The following is a 17,633-nucleotide window of genomic DNA, read 5'->3' on the forward strand; positions in this document are numbered from 1 at the left end:
CTCGTCGCGGCAGCGGCGGTCACCGCACCGCTTGTGGGGCGACGACCTGCCCGCGCTTGGCCCGCTGGATCTGGTCGTAGACGTGGGTCCGCAGTTCCGTGAACCGGGGCAGGGCGCGGGTGGTGATCTGATCACGCACAGGCGGCAGATCGATCGCGAGATCCTCTTGTACCCAGGTCGGCGACTTGGACAATACTAGTACCCGTTCTCCCAGGTAAACCGACTCGTCGATGTCGTGGGTGACGAACAGGATGGACATGTTGCGGCTGGTGTGCAGCTCCCGCACCAGGTCCTCCAGGTCCGCCCGGGTCTGGGCGTCGACCGCGGCGAAGGGCTCGTCCATGATCATGACCTCGGGCTGGTACGCGATGGCCCGGGCGATCGCCACCCGCTGCTGCATCCCCCCGGACAACTGCCAGGGGTGGCTGCGGGCGGCATGATCCAGGCCCACCACGGTCAGGGCGTCCGTGACCAGTTTGTTCCGCTCGGCGCGGCTGAGCTTCTTGTGCCGCAAGGGCAGTTCGACATTGCCCCGTACGGTCAGCCAGGGGTAGAGACTGCGGCCGTACTCCTGGAACACCACCGCCATGGCCGGGCTGGGTCCGGTGACCGGGGCGCCCTCCATCTCCACCAACCCGCTGGTCGGGCGCAGCAGACCGGCCAGGCACTTCAGCAGGGTGGTCTTGCCGCAGCCGGAGGGCCCGACGATGCAGACCAGTTCACCGGCCGCCATCGTGAAGCTGATGTCCCCGATCGCCTCGACGTTGCCGGTGGCCGATTCGTAGACCTTGCGCAGATGCTCCACCCGCAGCAGGGTGCTCCGGTCAGACACGGTTGACCTCCCTGATTCCGTGGTACCAGCGCAGCACGCGCCGCTCGACGATTCCGAAGACGACGGCGAGGAAGACGCCGACGAGACCGAGCAGGAGGATTCCGCTCCACATCTCGGCGATGAGGTAGTTGCGCTGGAAGTAGGAGATGCGGTAGCCGAGGCCGGCGGAGGAGGCGAACATCTCCGAGATCACCATCAGGATGAGGGCCACCGACAGGCCCTGCCGGACCCCGGCCATGATGCGCGGGCTGGCCGCCGGCAGCACCAGGAACCACAGCCGCTCCCACCAGGTGATCTGGAAGGAGTCCGCAGTCTCGGTCATCACGCTGTCGGTGGACCGGACCCCCTCGATGGTGTTCAACAGGATGGGCCAGATCGCCCCGGAGACGATCACGACCACCTTCATGGTGTCCGTGATGCCGAGCAGCAGCATCACCACCGGGATCAGCACCGGCGGCGGGATGGCCCGGAAGAACTCCAGCAGGGGTTCGAGCAGCTCACGCAGCCACTGGACCAGACCGATGATGGTGCCGGCGGCGATGCCGATCAGCACCGAGGCGGTGATGCCGAGACCCAGGCGGTACAGGCTGGGCAGCACGTCCTCGATGAAGGCGGAACCGACCCAGGTCTCCACGAAGGCGTCGTAGATGGTCAGCGGGCCGGGGAAGAACCGGTTGGTCGACCGGGTGGCCACCAGGCCCCAGATCACCAGCAGCAGCATCGGCAACCCCAGGGAGTACCCGAAGCCGGCCGCGATCCGGGTGCCGACACCCCGTCTGCGTACGACTGCGGGTCTGGTCGCCGGCTCGCCGACGACGACCGGGGTCTGGTCGGATTGCTTGATCACCGGGCCTGTTCCCCTCGGATGGACTGGTGCCAGAACAGGGTGCGCCGCTCGACGAACCGGAAGACCAGGTTGACCGCCAACCCCAGCAGACCGGTGACCACCACGAAGGCGTACAGGCCGACGGAGTCCCCGGCGGAGCGGGACAACTCGATCAGGGTGCCCAGGCCGGGGTTGCCGATCACCATCTCCGCGGTGATGGCCAGGATCAGGGCGACCGCCGCCGCCAGCCGCACCCCGGTCATCAGGTACGGCAGGGCGGTCGGCAGTACCAGGCGGGTCAACTGCTCGCGACGGGTCAAACCGAAGCTGCGGGCGGTGTCCCGGGCCACCGCGTCGACATCGGCCACCCCGTAGATCACCTGCACGAACACCTGCCAGAAGGAGGCGTAGATGATGATGACCAGGGCGGCTTCCATCTGGATGCCGAACATCAGCACGGCCAGCGGAATCAGCGCCACCGAAGGGATCGGCCGCAGGAACTCGACCACCGTGTGGGTGGCCCGGCGCAGGAAGGACACCAGGCCGACGATCGTGCCGAGGACCACGGCGGCGACCGTGGCCACCGTCAGACCGATCGCCCAGGACTTCATGGTGGCGCCCAACCGGCGCCAGAAGGCCAGGTCGACGGACTCCTCGGCCAACCGGGCGAACACGTCCGTCACGTACGGCAGGTACTGCGGATTGATCAGACCCAGGGTCGGGACCAACTGCCAGACGACGAGGAATCCGGCCAGGCCGACGAGGCCCAGCAGCGCCTTGCGCAGCCCGCGCAGGCGTCGGGTGGAGGGGACGGCCATGTCACTCCCGGAATCGGGGACGCCCGGTCAGGCCCTCCCCGGCCTCGGGTGCCGGGGAGGGCCTGGCGGCGACAGCTACTTCTGCTGGATGAGCCGGTCGAGGTTCGGCTGCTTGTCGAGCACCTTGTACTTCTGGGCCAGCTCGGCCAGGGTCTGGAGGCTGGTGCGGTCCAGGTCCCAGCCGAACTCCGGCAGCTTCACCGAATCCGCCACGGGCTCCGGCAGCTGGAGGTTGTCCTTGATGGCCTGCCGGACGGCCGCCTCGTTGGCGGGGTCCTGGGCCCACTGGAGGGTCTCCTTCATCGCCGCCGCGAAGTCGTCGACCAGCTTGGCGTCGGACTCCGTACGCTCCTTGGTGGTGATCGTGGTCAGGGTGGTCAGACCCGGCACGACGGCCTGGTAGGGCGCCACGATGAAGGTGTCCCCCCGGCTGCGCAGCTGGGTGACGAAGGGCTCCGGCACCCAGGCGGCGTCGATGTTGCCGGCCTCCAGTTGCGCCGGGGCGTCCGGGAAGGCCACCTCGACGAACTTGATGGTGGAGGGGTCACCGCCGTCCTTCTCGACCGCCGCCATGATCGTCACGTCGCCGGCGGCACCCAGGCTGTTCACCGCCACCCGGCGGCCCGCCAGCTCGGCCGGGCGGGTGATGCCGGACTTGGCCGAGGCCACCACGGCGTTGATGTCGTCGCCCTCGGCGTACGAGGAGGCGTAGTTGCCGATCACGACGACCCCGAGGTCCTGGAGGTCGGCGCGGAAGGGGCCGAAGGGCTGGCCGATCGCGAAGTCGATGTCGCCGTTGAGCAGCGCCGGAATGGCCTGCGCGCCACCCTGGGCGGGCAGCACCTCCACATTGAGGCCGCGCTTGGCGAAGATGCCCGCCTTGATGCCGCCCCACAGCGCGGCGGTCTCGGTGATGGGCAGCGCCGCGACCCGGACCTGGCGCAGGTCGCCGTCGGTGGAGTCGGACGGGGAGGAGGCATCGGAATCAGTACATCCGGTGAGGGCGATCGCGGTGGCGGCGATCAGCCCGAGGGCGATGACCTTCTTCATGGACGGGGCCCTTCCTGGGCGGGGGTGGTGGGGTGCGTCAGAAATCGGCGGATGCCACGGAGTTGCCGGTGACCTTCCACTGTGGGAGAGGTCACTTCGCTGTGTTGGCCATGGTCAGTCACCCAGCACCGGAAGTCAAGAAATTCTGACGCCCGTCATGAATAAGTTGAACAAAGACGACCCGGCCCGGGGCTGGCCCGGACCGGGTCGTTGCTGGCCGCGCCCGCCGGTCGTCACCACCAGGTCACCGCGCCGAGATCACCACTGCGCTGGGTTCTCCGGATCCGGCTGGAGAAACTCCAGCCGGTTGCCGAGATTGTCGTACGCGTACAGACGACGGTGTCCGGGGAAGTTGTCGTCCCAGGTCACCTCGACCCCGTGCGCCTCCAGCCGGGCGGCCAAGGCGTCCAGGTCACCCACCACGATGCCCGGGTGGGCCTTACGGGCCGGCTGGAAGTCCTGCTCCACCCCGAGGTGGATCTCCAACCGATCGCCCCGTACCCACAGGCCACCACGGGCGGCGAGCACCGGCGGCTTCTGCACCTCGACCAGGCCCAGTACGCCGCAGTAGAACCCCCGGCAGGCGTCCTCGCTGCCGGGGGCGATGGCTAACTGGACGTGGTGCAGACCGAAACCCAGGCCGGAGTCGTGCTCGGGGCCATAGCCGAAGCGCGAAGTCATGCTGTCCACTCCTGATCGTGAGGCCGAGCCAAGGGCCGCTGGGGTCAGGCCCGCAGGTCGTGCAGGGCCTTTCGCTCCTGTTCGGTCAGTGGACCACGGGCCTCGGCGGCCAGGCACTCGGCCAGCTCGATGCGGTTCTTCACGCCGAGCACCACGGTCGCCACCCCGGGGACGCTCAGGGCGTACCGGTGGGCCAGGGAGGCCGGGGACTCACCGAACTCCGCCGCCAGGGCCCGGAACCGCTGCGCCCGGGCGAAGTCGAGGGCGACCGGGGAGTCGTCGTCCACCGGCCGGTCGATGCCCTCGGTGAGGGCCCCGGCCGCCACGGCCCGGATCCCGATCACGGAGACCCCGGTGTCGACTGCGGCCTGCCGGATCTCGTCGTTGCAGGGCTCGGCCGAGGAGCCGAGCAGCCACATGTCGCCGCTGAGGTCCAGGGCGTTCACCACCGCCTGGACCGCGTCCGGGCGGGGCTGCCGCTGCATGGCCTCGATGACGGTCTGGGGGTGACCCACCCCGGTCAGCCCCCAGGCCCGGATCCTGCCCTCTTCCCGCAGTCGTTCGAAGGTCGGGACCACCTGATCCAGGTACAGATCCCAGCCCAGGGTCCGGGGGGTGGGGCCGGCCCAGCCGTGCGGATGCAGTTGAGAGTGGAGCAGGAACAGGTCCAGGTGCTCGCGACCGATGCGGTCCAGGGTCGCGTGCAGGCTGCGGATCATCTTCTCCGGCAGATCGCCCCCGTCCTGCTCGGGTAGCTCGATCTTGCTGGTGACCAGGACGTCGGAGGCCGGCATGGCGCGCAGGGCGGCGCCGGCCACCTGCTCGGACGCGTAGCCGTCACCGTAGGTCGGCGCCAGGTCGAGCATGGTGATCCCACCCTCGATGGCGGCCTGCACGGTCGCCACCGCCTCGGCGTGATCGGTCTGCCCCCAGACCCCGCCGATCCCGCCCCCACCCAGGGTCAGCGCGCTGACGCTGCCGAGACGACCGAAATCCCTGCTCTGCATGCCTACCTCCGCGACAGATTCCCGCCCGGCGTCCGGACGGGACGATGGTCTACATCAATGCGCTGGCCCGTGCACCCTGAGCCCGGAACAGGGTCGCATACCGGTCCAGACAGCCCTGGACGCTGAACTCCTCGATGGCCCGCTTCGCGCCCTCGCGCCGGGTGTCGGCGTCCCAGCCGAGCACGTCCAGCAGCGCCGCACGCAACTCGACCGGGTCGCGTGGCTGGACGATCCGGCCCATCCCGGTCGCCAGCACCGGGTACCGCCCGCCGGGCAGGTCGGTGGTGACCGAGGGGATGCCGCACATCATCGCCTCAGCCTGGGCGATGCCGAAGGACTCCGCTACGGAGGGCAGGGCGAAGGCGTCGATCGAGGCGTAGAAGTCATTGATCTGCTGACCGCGCAGCAGCCCCAGGATCCGGATCCGGGGATCCCGTTGGGCGGCGGCCCGGATCCGGTCGATCACACTGCCGCCGGCGACCGTCAGGTAGTCCCCACCGAGCAGCAGCCGCGCCTGCGGGTCGGTGATCTCGGCGAAGGCGGCGACCAGGTAGTCCAGGCCCTTGTCCGGCACGATCCGGCCGAGGAAGCCGATGTGCGGGCCCTCGGTCTCCCGGAAGTTCGGCCGGCCGCCCCGGCGGTCCAGGCAGGGGGCGGGGATCGCCGAGCGTTGGCTGGCCCGCAGGATCGACCAGAGTTCGGAGTACTGGGCCTGGTCGTCGCTGTTGACCACGACGGCGTTCGAACGGCGCAGGGTGATCCGCGACGACACCCGCACGGCCGCCATCGCCGCCCGGGTCACCAGGGTGGGCGGCAACCACAGATCGATGTGGTACGTGCTGACCACCGGCACCCCCAGGGGCAGGGCGGTGATCAGCGCCCCCTCCAGCATCGGCAGGTGCAGGTTGACCACCTGCGAGCGGCGGGCGATCCGGCGCACCAGAGGCGCGAAGCCGGGACTGACCGGGCCTCGGCTGATGGAGGCGACCACCGGGCTGCGGTAGACGTCCACGCCGTTGCGGCTCTCCCGCAGTGGCAGGGACGGGTCGTGCCGGACGGCGACCACGGCCACCCGCCAGCCCCGCTCGGCCAGACCTTCGGCGAGCACCCTGGCCACCTCGGTCAACCCGCTGACGTAGGGCGAGTAGTAGTTGACCGCGACACAGAGGTCGTATTCAGGGGAGTCTTTGCTGCTCACGGGCTTCTCCAGGATGTCGTTCGGTTACCAGGGGTGCCAGAAGCTGGTCAGCATCGCCTGCGCCAGCACCGCGGCCCACAGACCGACGTTGACCACCATCGCGCGGTCCCGGAAGAGGTCCTCGACCGGGTCCCCGCCGGAACCGCCCATGGCGATCATCTGTAGGTAACGATGCACCGCGAAGGCCGCGAACGGGAAGGTCAGCCCGGCGGTGACCGGCCCGTACGGCGGGGTCTGGGCCCAGATGAAGGCCACATAGCCGACCAGGGCCGCCACCAGGTTCACCAGCACGACCTGGTCCAGGAAGGGCACCGAGTACGACCGCAGCGCCGGACGATGGTCGCCCGCCTCGCCACCGGCGGCCGACAGGGCGGCGAGTTCGTGGCGCCGCTTGCCGAGGGAGAGCGCCAGGCAGGCGCAGTAGACCCCGATCAGCAGAGCCGGTTGGACGGCGATGCCGACCGCGATCGTGCCGGCCAGCACCCGCAGCACGAAGCCCACGGAGACCACGGACACGTCGACCAGGGGCTGGTGCTTGAGCGCCAGGCAGTACCACAGGTTGATGGCCAGGTAGCCGGCGACGATGACCCCGACCAGGATCGGGAGCAGCATCAACAGGGCAGCGGTGCCGGCCAGCAGGAGGAACAGCAGGGTCAGCGCGGCGCTGGTGCTCACCAGTCCACTGGCCAGGGGACGGTTGCGTTTGACCGGATGCAGGCGGTCCCGCTCCCGGTCACGCAGATCGTTGAAGATGTAGACGGCCGAGGAGGCGGCCAGGAAGGCCAGCAGGGTGCCGAGCAGCGGCATCACCTGGGTCACCGCGGCTTCCGGGGACGCCACCAGCGGCGCCATCAGCACCAGCACGCCCTTGAGCCACTGGCGGGGGCGCAGCAGGGCGAACATCCCGCCGAGGCGGGCCAGGGGTCTGAGCGCCTGCACCGCGGCCACCGGGTCGACGGTGACCACGGGCACCTCCGGTGACGCGGCGCTCGGGGCTTCCAGGGCGTGCTTCATGGCGGACCTCTCCTTGCTCCGGGGAGTGTCAGAACAGCGCCTTCGCCAGGCTCAGGGCGCCCTGCTTCCAGGGGTCGCGGTGGGTACGTCCGGCGCTGCGCCGCGTTCCGGCGGCGTTGGCCCGCCACCAGTGGTACGTCTTCAGCAGGGCCTGCTCGTTGCTGAACTTCGGATCGAATCCGAGCTGCTGGGTGGCCCGGTCGATCGAGACGTACGAGTCCCGGGTCAGCTTGTGCACCAGTCGCTTGTAGACCGGGGACAGCCCGGTGGCGGCCAGGACCCGCAGCACGGCGACGGCGGGCCCCACCGGCATGGCCAGCACCCGCTTGCCGTGGTCGGCGGCGTCGAGCACCGCCTGGAAGTCCTCCCGCAGGGTGCGGAACTCCCGGGCGCCGATGTTGAAGGTGTCGTTGGCGACGTCGTCGGGGGCCTCGCAGATCAACTGGATGGCCGTGCAGAGATCCTCGACGTCGAGCATCTGGGTGGCGACGTCGCCGCCGCCGATCAGCGGAAAGTGCCGGCCTTCGTCGGCCCACTCGAAGAGCATGGCGAACAGGCCGAGACGCTCCTCGCCGAGGAAGGTCTTGGGCCGCACGATCGGGGCGCAGAGCCCTCGTTCACGTTGCCGCAGCACGGCGGTCTCGGCACCGAGCTTGGCCGCCGAGTACGGGTCGACCGGCTCGCAGGGGTAGTCCTCCGGGGTGGGGCAGTCCCTGGGCAGTCCGTAGACCGCGGTGGAGGAGATGTGCACGAAGCGGTCCACCCCGGCCCGGCGGGCCGCCTCCAGGGCCGCCTCGGTGCCGTCCACGTCGACCGAGCGGATGTCCGCCGACCGGTGGCTGGGCAGGGCCGCCGCGGAGTGGATGACCACGTCGGCGGAGCGGAAGGCGCGGGTCAGCGCGTCCACGTCACGGACGTCGGCCCGGATGAAGGCGGCCTTGCCCTCGACCCTCGGCGCCAGCGGCCGGATGTCCACCCCGGTCCAGGTCACTCCCGGCCAGGGTCTGGCCAACAACGCGGTGCCCAACATGCCGGCGGCTCCGGTCACCACTGCGTGCACTTCCGCCTCCCGTGTCGAAAAATGCCGTTTTCTTGACGACGATGTGACGTCTCAACGACGACCAGGTTTCAAACATTCGCGCTATCAAGTAATTCACCGGTGAGTCATACGCGGCGAGCCGCGCCGACCAATCGGGACCGGCCACCGGATACCGTGCAATTCGCACATCGGGCCAGGCCCGACACCACACCCGGTCGGCACCGATAAGCTGGGCGTACGCCATCCGCGCTCCTTCCAGGTCGACAGAATCCGGTATTGGCACTCGTGACGCTAGCGACCGACGATTGCCCCCTCCTTGGTGTGCGGAACAAGCTTCCAGCAAGGTCTACGTCGATACCTTTTCCGAGGCCGGTACCGCTCTCGGCAGGAACCGGGGTGACGTAAAGGAGTTGCCATGACGGAAGCGGCGGCAAGCACGACCGCGACAATGGACGAAAAGGAACCAGCGCCGTCGCCGGAACCCCGTACCCGTTCCCGTGGGCGTCGGTGGGGGCTACGTCTCGCCGCCGTGGCCTGCTTCGGCTGGCTGGTCGTCGTCGCGCTGCACCACCTGCTCAGCGCCCGGACCTACGTGTGGGGTCCGATCGACCTCCTGCCGCCGATCGTCTGGGCGGCGGTCCCGGTGGTGCTGCTGCCGGTGGCCTGGCTGGCCCGCTCGATGCGCTGGAAGCTGGTCGGGGCGGCGCTGCTGGCCCTGGTCCTGGGGGTCGGCTACAGCGGGATCAACTTCGCGACGATCTTCCACACCCCGCCGCCGGCACCGGCCGACGCCATCAAGGTGGTCACCTGGAACACCGAGTACTGGGACCAGGACCGGCGCAACGGCGGTGAGCAGCGCACCACCACGGAGCAGTTCTACAGCTTCCTGCGGGACATGGACGCCGACGTCTACATGCTGCACGAGTACGCCCATGTCGACGACTCCCTGGTGGACATCTTCGCCCAGGCGTACGAGATCGATCAGGCGGCGGAGCTGGCGGCCGCCTTCCCCGGGTACACGATCGTCCGCGAGGGTCGCAACATGACGATCACCCGGTTGCCGGTGGTCGGGCACGCCTGGCTGGACTCGACGCCGTACCTGCCGGACGACCTGAAGCCGGTGCCGTCGGCCCTGATCGACCGGCCGCTGTTCTACACCTCGCAGGGGCTGCGCACCGACATCGAGGTCAACGGTCAGGTCGTCTCCTTCTACAACGCGCACATCTTCCAGCCGCCGGTGCGGATCCTGCTGCTGCGCAGCGACGAGGACCGGAACATGTTCGAGATCGACCGGTTCAACTTCGAGATCCGCCAGGCCAGCTACCAAGCCATCGCGGCCGATCTGGAGAACAACCCGAACCGGGCGGTGATGGCCGGCGACCTGAACACCTCGCCCTCGATGAACCTGCTCGACATGGTCTCCGACCGGCTGGTCGACCAGACCAAGGTGCTCACCTCGCTCTACCCGGTCACCTGGCCGGTGGGCGACAAGCCGCGGCTGTGGCGCATCGACTGGCTGTTCACCACCCCGGACATCACCGTGCACCGTTACGAGTTGACCATGCCCCGGGGGTTGTCCGACCACAAGGCGCAACAGTTTGTCATCTCTGCCCCCAAATAGAGATGATCGTCACATTGACGCCGAGCAGGCGAAGACACCAATTCCGGACGTTTTAGCGCCCACCAGGTGATCTACGACTGTCAACGGCTGTTGGTTGTGTACTAGGGTGATCGACGGGTCTTCTCAGCGACGAGAGATTACCGATGAGTAGGCGCGTCGCCCACCTCCCAGCGCAGTCGAAATCCTGCCCGAGGAGCATCAATGAATTCCGGAAATACGCCACTGGTGTCGGTGGTAATACCCTGCCACAACAGCGCCAAGACCATAGCTCTGAGTGTGCTCTCGGCATTGCACCAGACCCACCCGTCGGTCGAGGTCATTGTCGTTGACGACGCAAGCACCGACAACACCCGGGATATTGTCGGAAAACTCGATTGCACCCTGATCGCGCTGACCGAGAATGTGGGCGCGGGTCCGGCTCGCAACCGTGGCATAGCGGCGAGCCGGGGCGACATCCTGTTCTTCCTCGACTCCGACGTCGCCCTGGCCCCCGAGGCGGTCGCCAACGCCGTGAAGATCTTCCAGGAGAACCCCTCCTACGGCGCGGTGTGGGGCGTCTACGGCGACCGTCCCCTGGTCGACGACGGGGTGGTGGAGTGGGTGCAGGTGTTGTACGGCCACTACCGGGCCACCCGCAAGCTGGGGGCGGCCCGCACCGGCCACTTCGCCAGCGGGGCCATCCCCCGCTGGGTCATCGATGAGATCGGGGCCTTCGACGAGCGCCTGCTGGGCCAGTACGCCAACGAGGACCACGAGTTCAGCCTCCGCATCGCCGAGCATTACCCGGTCATCCGTACCTTGTCCGTGATCGGTTACCACGACGACGACGACCAGCTCTCCTCGATTCTGCGCAAGCTCTACCGGCGAGCCGGCTCGCTGGTCCCCCTCGTGCTCAAGCAACGCGAGCTCAAGCCCGAGCGGGAAGCAACCCACCGGCCCGCCGAGGTCGCAGCCGCCTCTCTGGCCACCGCCAGCCTCCCCCTGGTGTTGGTCTCTCCCTACCTGGCGGCCGTACCTCTCGCTTTTCTGGCCTGGTTCATCAGCGTCGACCTGCCGCTCTTCAACTACGTGCGGCGCACTGCGGGCTGGCGGATGGTTCCGCCCAGCGCGTTTCTCAGCTTTCTGTACAGTCTCGCGATTTCCGCGGGTGCGTTGAGCGGTGGCCTGCGCTACGTGCTCGACGCGCGCTTTCGACAGAGGTACCGGACACCGGCCGAAGTCCATTAGGGACTGCGGTCGGGTTCGGCGTGATCAGGGGGAGAGCGTGTGAGGATCCGACTACTGGGGCCCGTCGAGGTGGAGGCGGCCGACGGCCCGTTGGACGTGGGACCACGTCAACGGCGTGCCGTCCTGGCGGCCCTGGCCATGGACGCCGGCACCCCGGTGTCCATCGACACCCTGACCGAGCGAGTGTGGGGCCCGGCGGCTCCGGATGCGCCCCGTAGCGCGCTCTACGCGCATGTCGCGCGGCTGCGCCGGGCTCTCGCCCAGGTCCAGGACGACTCCGGTCGACCGGTCAGCCTGAGCCGCCACGGGGACGGGTACGTCCTCAACGTCGACCGCCAGCAGGTCGACCTGCATCGACTGAACCAGCTCATCGACACCGGTCGGGCCGGAGTACGCACCAGCGACGTCGAACGGATCGGCGCCCTGCGGGAGGCGATGGACCTGTGGCGGGGGGACCCACTGGCCACCCTCGCCGGCGACTGGGCCAACCGGGTCCGGCGCAGCGTGGCCTCCCAATTGATCAGCCTGGCCGCCGCCTGGAGCATGGAGGAACTGCGACTGGGCAACCCGGAGGCGGTGGTCGACCGGCTGGGTCGGATCCTCGGCTCGTACCCCCTGGCCGAACCGCTGGTGGCCTTGCAGATGCGGGCCCTGTGCTCGATGGGGCGTACCCCGGAGGCCTTGCAGTCCTATGTCGACATCCGGGCCCAGATCGTCGATCAGTTCGGCGCCGAACCCGGGCCGGAACTGCGGAACCTGCATGTCGCCATCCTGCGCGGCGAACTCGATGAGCCGCACTCCGGCACGGTCGCGACGGTCTCCGCGCCGGTACGGCAGGTGCCACGGCAACTGCCCGCCGACATCGCCCGCTTCTCCGGCCGTCACGACGACCTGGCCCCCCTGCTGAACTGTCTGAACCCCGCCGGCACGACCGACTCCGCCCCGGTGGTGTCGATCTACGGAGCCGCCGGGGTGGGCAAGTCCACCCTGGCCATCCACGCCGCGCACAAGCTGGCCAACCGGTACCCGGACGGCCAGCTCTACATCGACCTGCGCGGCACCAGCGTGGACGCGGAGCCGCTGACCCCGGTCGACGCCCTCGCCCGGCTGCTGCGCACCCTCGGGGTCAGCAGCTTCACCTGCGCCCCGGAGCAGGTCGACGAGGCCGCCGCCCAGTTCCGGTCGGTGGTGGCCGGACGGCGGCTGCTGCTGGTGCTGGACAATGCCGTCGACGCCGCCCAGGTGCGACCCCTGCTGCCCAGCGGCGCCGGCTGCGGAACCCTGGTGACCAGCCGCCAGCCGCTGGCGGGTCTCGGTGACGTCAGCCAGCTGCGGGTCGGGCCGCTGACCATCGCCGACGCCATCGCGCTGCTCAGCCACTGGGTGGGAGCGGAACGGGTGGCCGCCGAGCCGGAGGCCGCGGCCGCGATCGCCGAGTGGTGCGAATGCCTGCCACTGGCGCTGCGCATCGTCGGGGCCCGCCTGGTGGCCCGCCCCGGCTGGCCGCTGGCCGAGCTGCGCGACCGGCTCGCCGACGAGCGGCGCCGGCTGGACAATCTGGAGTTCGACGGGGTCGGCCTGCGAGCCAGCATGGCCGGCTCCTACGACCGGCTCTGCGGCAGCGCGGACCGCTCGGAGCGGGCCATCGCCGAGGCCTTCAAGCTGCTGGGGACCTCGACGATGACGGAACTCAGCCGGTCCACGGCCGCCCGGCTGCTCGCCCGTTCCGAGGCACACACCGAACGCATCCTGGAGCGGCTGGTCGACGTGCAGCTTCTGGAGACCTCGGCGCCGGGCAGTTACCGGATGGGCGAACTCCTGCGGCTGTACGCCCGGGAACGCTTCGCCGGGCTCCAGGAGAAATGACCGGCGAGACGGTCTGACAAGGAAGAAGCAAGCGGTTCACGGTTAGCGTTGGTCACCCAGGTCGATTCCTTTCCATGATCGGAGAAGGTGGCCCGTGTCGACAAAAGAACTGGACGCCGAGCAGACCTTCCCGGAAATCGCCGAAACAATCACCACGGCGCCCCGGAAGCGATGGTGGGGGGTAGCCCGCAAGGTCGCCATGGGTCTCCTGCTGGTGGTGACCGCGTTCTTCATAGTGATCACCCTCCGTGGTCAGGACTGGTCCACCGTGGCCGCCACCCTGCGTGGCCAACGGCCCGGTTTCGTCGCGACCATGGTGGCGCTGGCCGTACTGGCCAACGCCCTCGGTCTGGTCGCCACGATGATCTCCTGGCGGGCCATGTTGGTCGGCGTCGGCGAACGGGTGGCCGCCGTGGACGCGGCCCGGATCTTCTACCTGGGCCAGTTCGTCAAGTACGTGCCCGGCAAGGTGGCCGGCTTCCTGGTCAGCGTCGAGATGGGCCGGCGCATCGGGGTGCCGGCGGCCCGGATGGGGGCGGCCTGGCTGCTGGCCCTCGTGGTGAGCCTGCTGACCGGCGCCACCGTGGGGCTGGCGGCCGGCCCGGAGGTCTTCGGGGCCTCCTCCGCCTGGCTGCTGCTGGCCGTCCTGCCGGTGGCTGCGGTCCTGGTCCGCCCCGAGCTGGTCGGCTGGGCCGCGACCCTGGTGGCCCGGTTGCGCCGGCGCCCGGAGCCGACGACGGCGATGTCCGGGACCGGCATCCGGCAGGCGGTCGTCGCCCAACTGCTGGCCTGGCTGATCGGCGGGGCCCACCTGTGGCTGCTGGCCGTGGCGATGGGTGCTCCGCCACTGCAGGCGCTGCCGCTCTGCCTCGGCGCCTTCGGACTCGGCGCGGTGGCCGGGGTGATCGCCGTCTTCGCCCCGGACGGCATCGGGGTCCGGGAGGTGGTGGTGACGGCCGCACTCAGTGTCATCCTGCCGGTGCCGGTGGCCGGAGTGGTGGCACTGGTCAGCCGAGTGGTCGTCACGGTCAGTGAGCTTGCTACCGCCGGAATCGGCCTGCTCGTCACTGCGGCGATCATGCGACGCGCTACGGCCGGATCGCCTGCCGCAGCAACGGAGGGTGTCGATGGGAATTCCATCCCACCGGCCTCCAAGAATTCACCAAGAAGCCTGCCACAGGCGGACCGCTAATGTGTTCAGGGATCAGGAAATTCTGCCGTAGAGCTACCTCAGAGAATGCGGTACTGATGCCGGACAGGAAATACGATCTGACGATTGCGGCCCCCCACTACGAGCCGTACGTCAGTGGCCACGCGCAGACCGCGCGCAGCATTGCCGAGGGCATGGCCAATCGGGGTTGGCGGGTCGCGGTCGTCACCGCCCAGCACGATGCCGAGCTGCCGCTGCGCGACGCCGTCGGTGGGGTGGACGTCTACCGCTCCCCCATGCTGACGCGAGCCAGCCGATCGCCACTCGCCCCCCGCTATCCGATGCTGGTCGGGCAGCTGGCGCGGCAGTCCTCGGTGCTGCACCTCAACCTGCCGATGCCGGCAGCGGGACTGCTGATGCCCCCGGCGCCGCGGGTACCGGTGGTGAGCATGCTGCACAGCGACCCCCAGCCGCCGTCGAAGTGGTTCTGCCGGGCGGTCATGGCGGCCTCGGACGCCGCCTCCCGAGCGGTCATCCGCCGCTCCGCCGTCGTCGTGGCCTCCAGCCGGGACCAGGCCCACGCCTCCCGGTTCTGGCCGGACATCCAGGACCGCACCTTCACCCCGATCGCGCCACCCTGCCTGGATCGGCGCGGCGGCGAGCCCCGATACCGGGAGACCCGTGGCCTGCATGTCGGATTCCTCGGAAGGATCGTGGCGGACAAGGGCATCGCCTACCTGGTACGGGCGTTCCACCGGATCCCCGACCCCGACGCCCGGCTGCTGATCGCGGGCAACTACCACACCATCGCCGGGGGCAGCAATCTGGCCGCCGTGCAGGCGGAGATCGACCGCGACAGTCGGGTCCGGATCCTCGGCGAGTTGCGCGGCCGGGAGGTCAACGACTTCTACGCCTCCGTCGACGTGTTCGCGCTCCCGGCGGTCGCCGGATCCTTCGGCACCGTGCTGGCCGAGGCGATGATGAGCGGGATTCCGTCGGTGACCACCGATCTGCCCGGCAGCCGGTACCCGGTCACCGCTACCGGGTTCGGCCTGGTGGTGCCGCCCCGGGACCCGCAGGCGCTGGAACAGGCCATCTCCGAAATGGCGACCGTGCCGCGGGACTGGCGGGAGCGCAAGGCCCGGGCGGCCCGGGCCCGCTTCTCCGTGGCCACCTCACTGGACGCGCACGAGGTTCTCTTCAGCACCCTTCGCGGGCGTACGGCAGCACGGCAATACCGATGAAACAAGGGAGAGGTTGGAGTCCGATGAACGAACAACCGCTGGTCTCAGTGATCATTCCGAACTACAACTACGCCAGCACCATCGGCGAGTGCATCAAGGCGGCGAAGAACCAGACCTACCCGTCCGTCGAGGTGATCGTGGCCGACGACGCCAGCACGGACGACTCCGTGGCGATCGCCCGAGCCCTGGACGTCACCGTGTTGCAGGTGCCGGTCAACAGTGGGGTCTCCACCGCCCGGAACCTGGGTGCCCGGCACGCCAAGGGTGAGGTGTTGTTCTTCGTCGACTCCGATGTGGCCCTCGACCCGGACGCGGTCGCCCGCGCGGTCGAGTACCTCCAGACCGAGCCGGGGCTCGGCGCGATCTGCGGCATGTACCGGGCCGAGCCGATGTTCCCCGACAGCCTGGTCAAGCGCTACCGCGCCATCCAGCAGTACGTCTGGTTCTGCGAGGTCGAGGGGGCCATCCCCGGTCTGCACTCGGCGCTGTTCGCGATGAAGAAGGAGACCTTCCTGGAGATCGGCGAGTTCAACGACCGGCTCCGGTGGACCGAGGAGCAGGACTACGGCTTCCGGCTCAACGCCCGCTACGAGGTCAAGGCCGTCCCGACCATCCGGGGACGCCACGACCACGACGGCACCATGCGGGTGATGCTGACCAAGGTGTTCAACCGCACCCGGCTCGGCGCCCCGAACTGGCTGCGGCTGAACAAGCTCCCCGGCGGCGCGGGCACCGGCTACCGGGCGCTGGGCAGCGCCTTCATCCTCGCGGCGGTGTTCGCGCTGATCTCGACGGTGCTGCTGGGCCCCTGGGCGCTGCTGGCCGCCGCGGTGTTCACCGGGATCGGCATCGCCCTGGACAAGCGCACCTACGCGTACGCCTTCCGTCACCACGGGGTCATCTTTGGCCTACAATTCACGGTGCTCCATCTGTTGGTGACGCTCACGTCTGCGGTGGCAGCCAGCATCGGCATCCTGCAGGGCCTGCTGTACCCGAGCATGACCCAGCGGCTCTACCGCGTCGAGACGCCCGCCTGACCCCTCCCACGCGCCAGCATTAGCAGTGGTGCCTGACCGGAAGTTGAAGATGACTCTTTCTGACCAGTCCGACGACCTGGGCTTCGGGATCGACAGCACGGCCACCGAGGTGCTCGCCGGCATCGACCTCACCGGCAAGCTAGCCATCGTCACCGGCGGCTACTCCGGCCTGGGTCTGGCGGCCACCCGCGCCCTGGCCGCCGCCGGCGCCCGGGTCGTCGTCCCGGCCCGGCGTACGGATGTCGCCCGGGAGGCTGTCGCCGGGATCGAGGGGGTGGAGGTCGAGGAGCTCGACCTGGCCGACCTCGACAGCGTACGGGCCTTCGCCGACCGGTTCCTCGCCTCCGGCCGCAGCATCGACATCCTGATCAACAACGCCGGCATCATGGCCACTCCCCTGACCCGGGTGGGCCCGGGCTGGGAGGCCCAGTTCGCCACCAACCACCTGGGGCACTACGCCCTGGTCAACCGGCTCTGGCCGGCCCTGACCGCCGAGGGTGGCGCGCGGGTCGTCGTGCTGTCGTCCGGTGCCGGGGAGACCCCCCGGATCAACTGGGACGACGTGCACTTCGCCGAGGGCTACGACAAGTGGGCGGCGTACAGCCAGTCGAAGTCGGCGAACATCCTCTTCGCCGCCGAGTTGGACCGGTTGGGTCGGGACGCGGGGGTGCGGGCCTTCTCGGTGAACCCCGGCTACATCCTCACTCCGTTGCAGCGGCACCTCGCCAAGGAGGAGATGGTCGGTGCCGGCTGGATCGACGAGGAGGGCAACGCCCTGCTGCCGGAGTTCCGGGCTCCCGAGCAGGGTGCCGCCACCCAGGTCTGGGCCGCGACCGCACCCGGTCTGGAGACCGAGGGCGGCAGTTACCTCCAGGCCTGCAAGGTCGCCAAGACCTTCGACGGCCCCGAGGACCGGGAGGCCGCCGAGCGGCTCTGGGCCCTCTCGGCCGAGTTGACCGGCGTCGACGCCTTCGGCAAGTCCGAGTAGCCCCGATTCGGCGGGCCGGCGCAGATCGCCGGCCC

16 protein-coding genes are annotated in these 17,633 nt (G+C 69.3%); 7 read left to right on the forward strand and 9 right to left on the reverse strand.

Annotation, left to right across the window (positions count from 1 at the left end; genetic code table 11):
• Nucleotides 1-19: 19 nt before the first annotated feature.
• The 9 genes from ACGFIK_RS02465 to ACGFIK_RS02505 all read right to left on the reverse strand — a co-directional run bounded on the left by ACGFIK_RS02465 (nt 20) and on the right by ACGFIK_RS02505 (nt 8,486).
• Nucleotides 20-832 carry an ABC transporter ATP-binding protein gene (locus tag ACGFIK_RS02465; RefSeq protein WP_327022398.1) on the reverse strand — a complete coding sequence of 271 codons (813 nt, stop codon included), beginning with the start codon at nt 830-832 and terminating at the stop codon, nt 20-22.
• Complete coding sequence (locus ACGFIK_RS02470) at nt 825-1,679, reverse strand: ABC transporter permease (RefSeq protein WP_327022399.1); 855 nt, start codon at nt 1,677-1,679, stop codon at nt 825-827. Before ACGFIK_RS02470 ends, ACGFIK_RS02465 begins: the two co-directional genes overlap by 8 nt.
• Nucleotides 1,676-2,476 carry an ABC transporter permease gene (locus tag ACGFIK_RS02475; protein WP_327022400.1) on the reverse strand — a complete coding sequence of 267 codons (801 nt, stop codon included), beginning with the start codon at nt 2,474-2,476 and terminating at the stop codon, nt 1,676-1,678. The genes ACGFIK_RS02470 and ACGFIK_RS02475 overlap by 4 nt, the downstream gene beginning before the upstream one ends.
• Nucleotides 2,477-2,551: 75 nt before the next feature.
• The gene (locus ACGFIK_RS02480; RefSeq protein WP_327022401.1) at nt 2,552-3,526 is read right to left on the reverse strand and encodes an ABC transporter substrate-binding protein; all 975 of its coding nucleotides are present in this window, start codon (nt 3,524-3,526) and stop codon (nt 2,552-2,554) included.
• A 258-nt stretch (nt 3,527-3,784) separates the two neighbouring features.
• On the reverse strand, nt 3,785-4,207 hold the full coding sequence (locus ACGFIK_RS02485) for a VOC family protein (protein WP_327022402.1): 423 nt from the start codon (nt 4,205-4,207) through the stop codon (nt 3,785-3,787).
• 44 nt (nt 4,208-4,251) lie between these two features.
• A complete protein-coding gene (locus ACGFIK_RS02490; protein WP_327022403.1) occupies nt 4,252-5,214 on the reverse strand; it encodes an aldo/keto reductase in 963 nt (320 codons plus the stop codon).
• Nucleotides 5,215-5,263: 49 nt separating this feature from the next.
• Nucleotides 5,264-6,412: a glycosyltransferase family 4 protein gene (locus ACGFIK_RS02495; RefSeq protein WP_327022404.1), complete on the reverse strand. Its 1,149-nt coding sequence runs from the start codon at nt 6,410-6,412 to the stop codon at nt 5,264-5,266.
• A 24-nt stretch (nt 6,413-6,436) separates the two neighbouring features.
• Nucleotides 6,437-7,426 (reverse strand): UbiA prenyltransferase family protein, encoded by a 990-nt coding sequence (locus ACGFIK_RS02500; protein ID WP_327022405.1) that lies wholly within the window; start codon nt 7,424-7,426, stop codon nt 6,437-6,439.
• A 28-nt stretch (nt 7,427-7,454) separates the two neighbouring features.
• A complete protein-coding gene (locus ACGFIK_RS02505) occupies nt 7,455-8,486 on the reverse strand; it encodes an NAD-dependent epimerase/dehydratase family protein (RefSeq protein WP_327022406.1) in 1,032 nt (343 codons plus the stop codon).
• Between the two features lie 394 nt (nt 8,487-8,880).
• Here ACGFIK_RS02505 and ACGFIK_RS02510 point away from each other — a divergent pair, with 394 nt between their 5' ends.
• From ACGFIK_RS02510 to ACGFIK_RS02540, 7 genes are all read left to right on the forward strand, one after another.
• Nucleotides 8,881-10,086, forward strand: a complete 1,206-nt coding sequence (locus tag ACGFIK_RS02510; protein WP_327022407.1) for an endonuclease/exonuclease/phosphatase family protein — start codon at nt 8,881-8,883, stop codon at nt 10,084-10,086.
• Between the two features lie 201 nt (nt 10,087-10,287).
• Nucleotides 10,288-11,313, forward strand: a complete 1,026-nt coding sequence (locus ACGFIK_RS02515) for a glycosyltransferase family 2 protein (RefSeq protein WP_327022408.1) — start codon at nt 10,288-10,290, stop codon at nt 11,311-11,313.
• Nucleotides 11,314-11,352: 39 nt separating this feature from the next.
• Nucleotides 11,353-13,179 carry a BTAD domain-containing putative transcriptional regulator gene (locus ACGFIK_RS02520; protein ID WP_327022409.1) on the forward strand — a complete coding sequence of 609 codons (1,827 nt, stop codon included), beginning with the start codon at nt 11,353-11,355 and terminating at the stop codon, nt 13,177-13,179.
• A gap of 94 nt (nt 13,180-13,273) precedes the next feature.
• On the forward strand, nt 13,274-14,371 hold the full coding sequence (locus ACGFIK_RS02525) for a lysylphosphatidylglycerol synthase transmembrane domain-containing protein (RefSeq protein WP_327022410.1): 1,098 nt from the start codon (nt 13,274-13,276) through the stop codon (nt 14,369-14,371).
• A gap of 56 nt (nt 14,372-14,427) precedes the next feature.
• On the forward strand, nt 14,428-15,573 hold the full coding sequence (locus ACGFIK_RS02530; protein ID WP_327022411.1) for a glycosyltransferase family 4 protein: 1,146 nt from the start codon (nt 14,428-14,430) through the stop codon (nt 15,571-15,573).
• A gap of 23 nt (nt 15,574-15,596) precedes the next feature.
• Nucleotides 15,597-16,610 (forward strand): glycosyltransferase family 2 protein, encoded by a 1,014-nt coding sequence (locus ACGFIK_RS02535; RefSeq protein WP_327022412.1) that lies wholly within the window; start codon nt 15,597-15,599, stop codon nt 16,608-16,610.
• Nucleotides 16,611-16,659: 49 nt separating this feature from the next.
• A complete protein-coding gene (locus ACGFIK_RS02540; RefSeq protein ID WP_327022413.1) occupies nt 16,660-17,598 on the forward strand; it encodes an oxidoreductase in 939 nt (312 codons plus the stop codon).
• Nucleotides 17,599-17,633 lie beyond the last annotated feature (35 nt).

Origin of the sequence: Micromonospora sp. NPDC048871, from assembly GCF_043198155.1 — a bacterium.
Lineage (GTDB): Bacteria > Actinomycetota > Actinomycetes > Mycobacteriales > Micromonosporaceae > Micromonospora.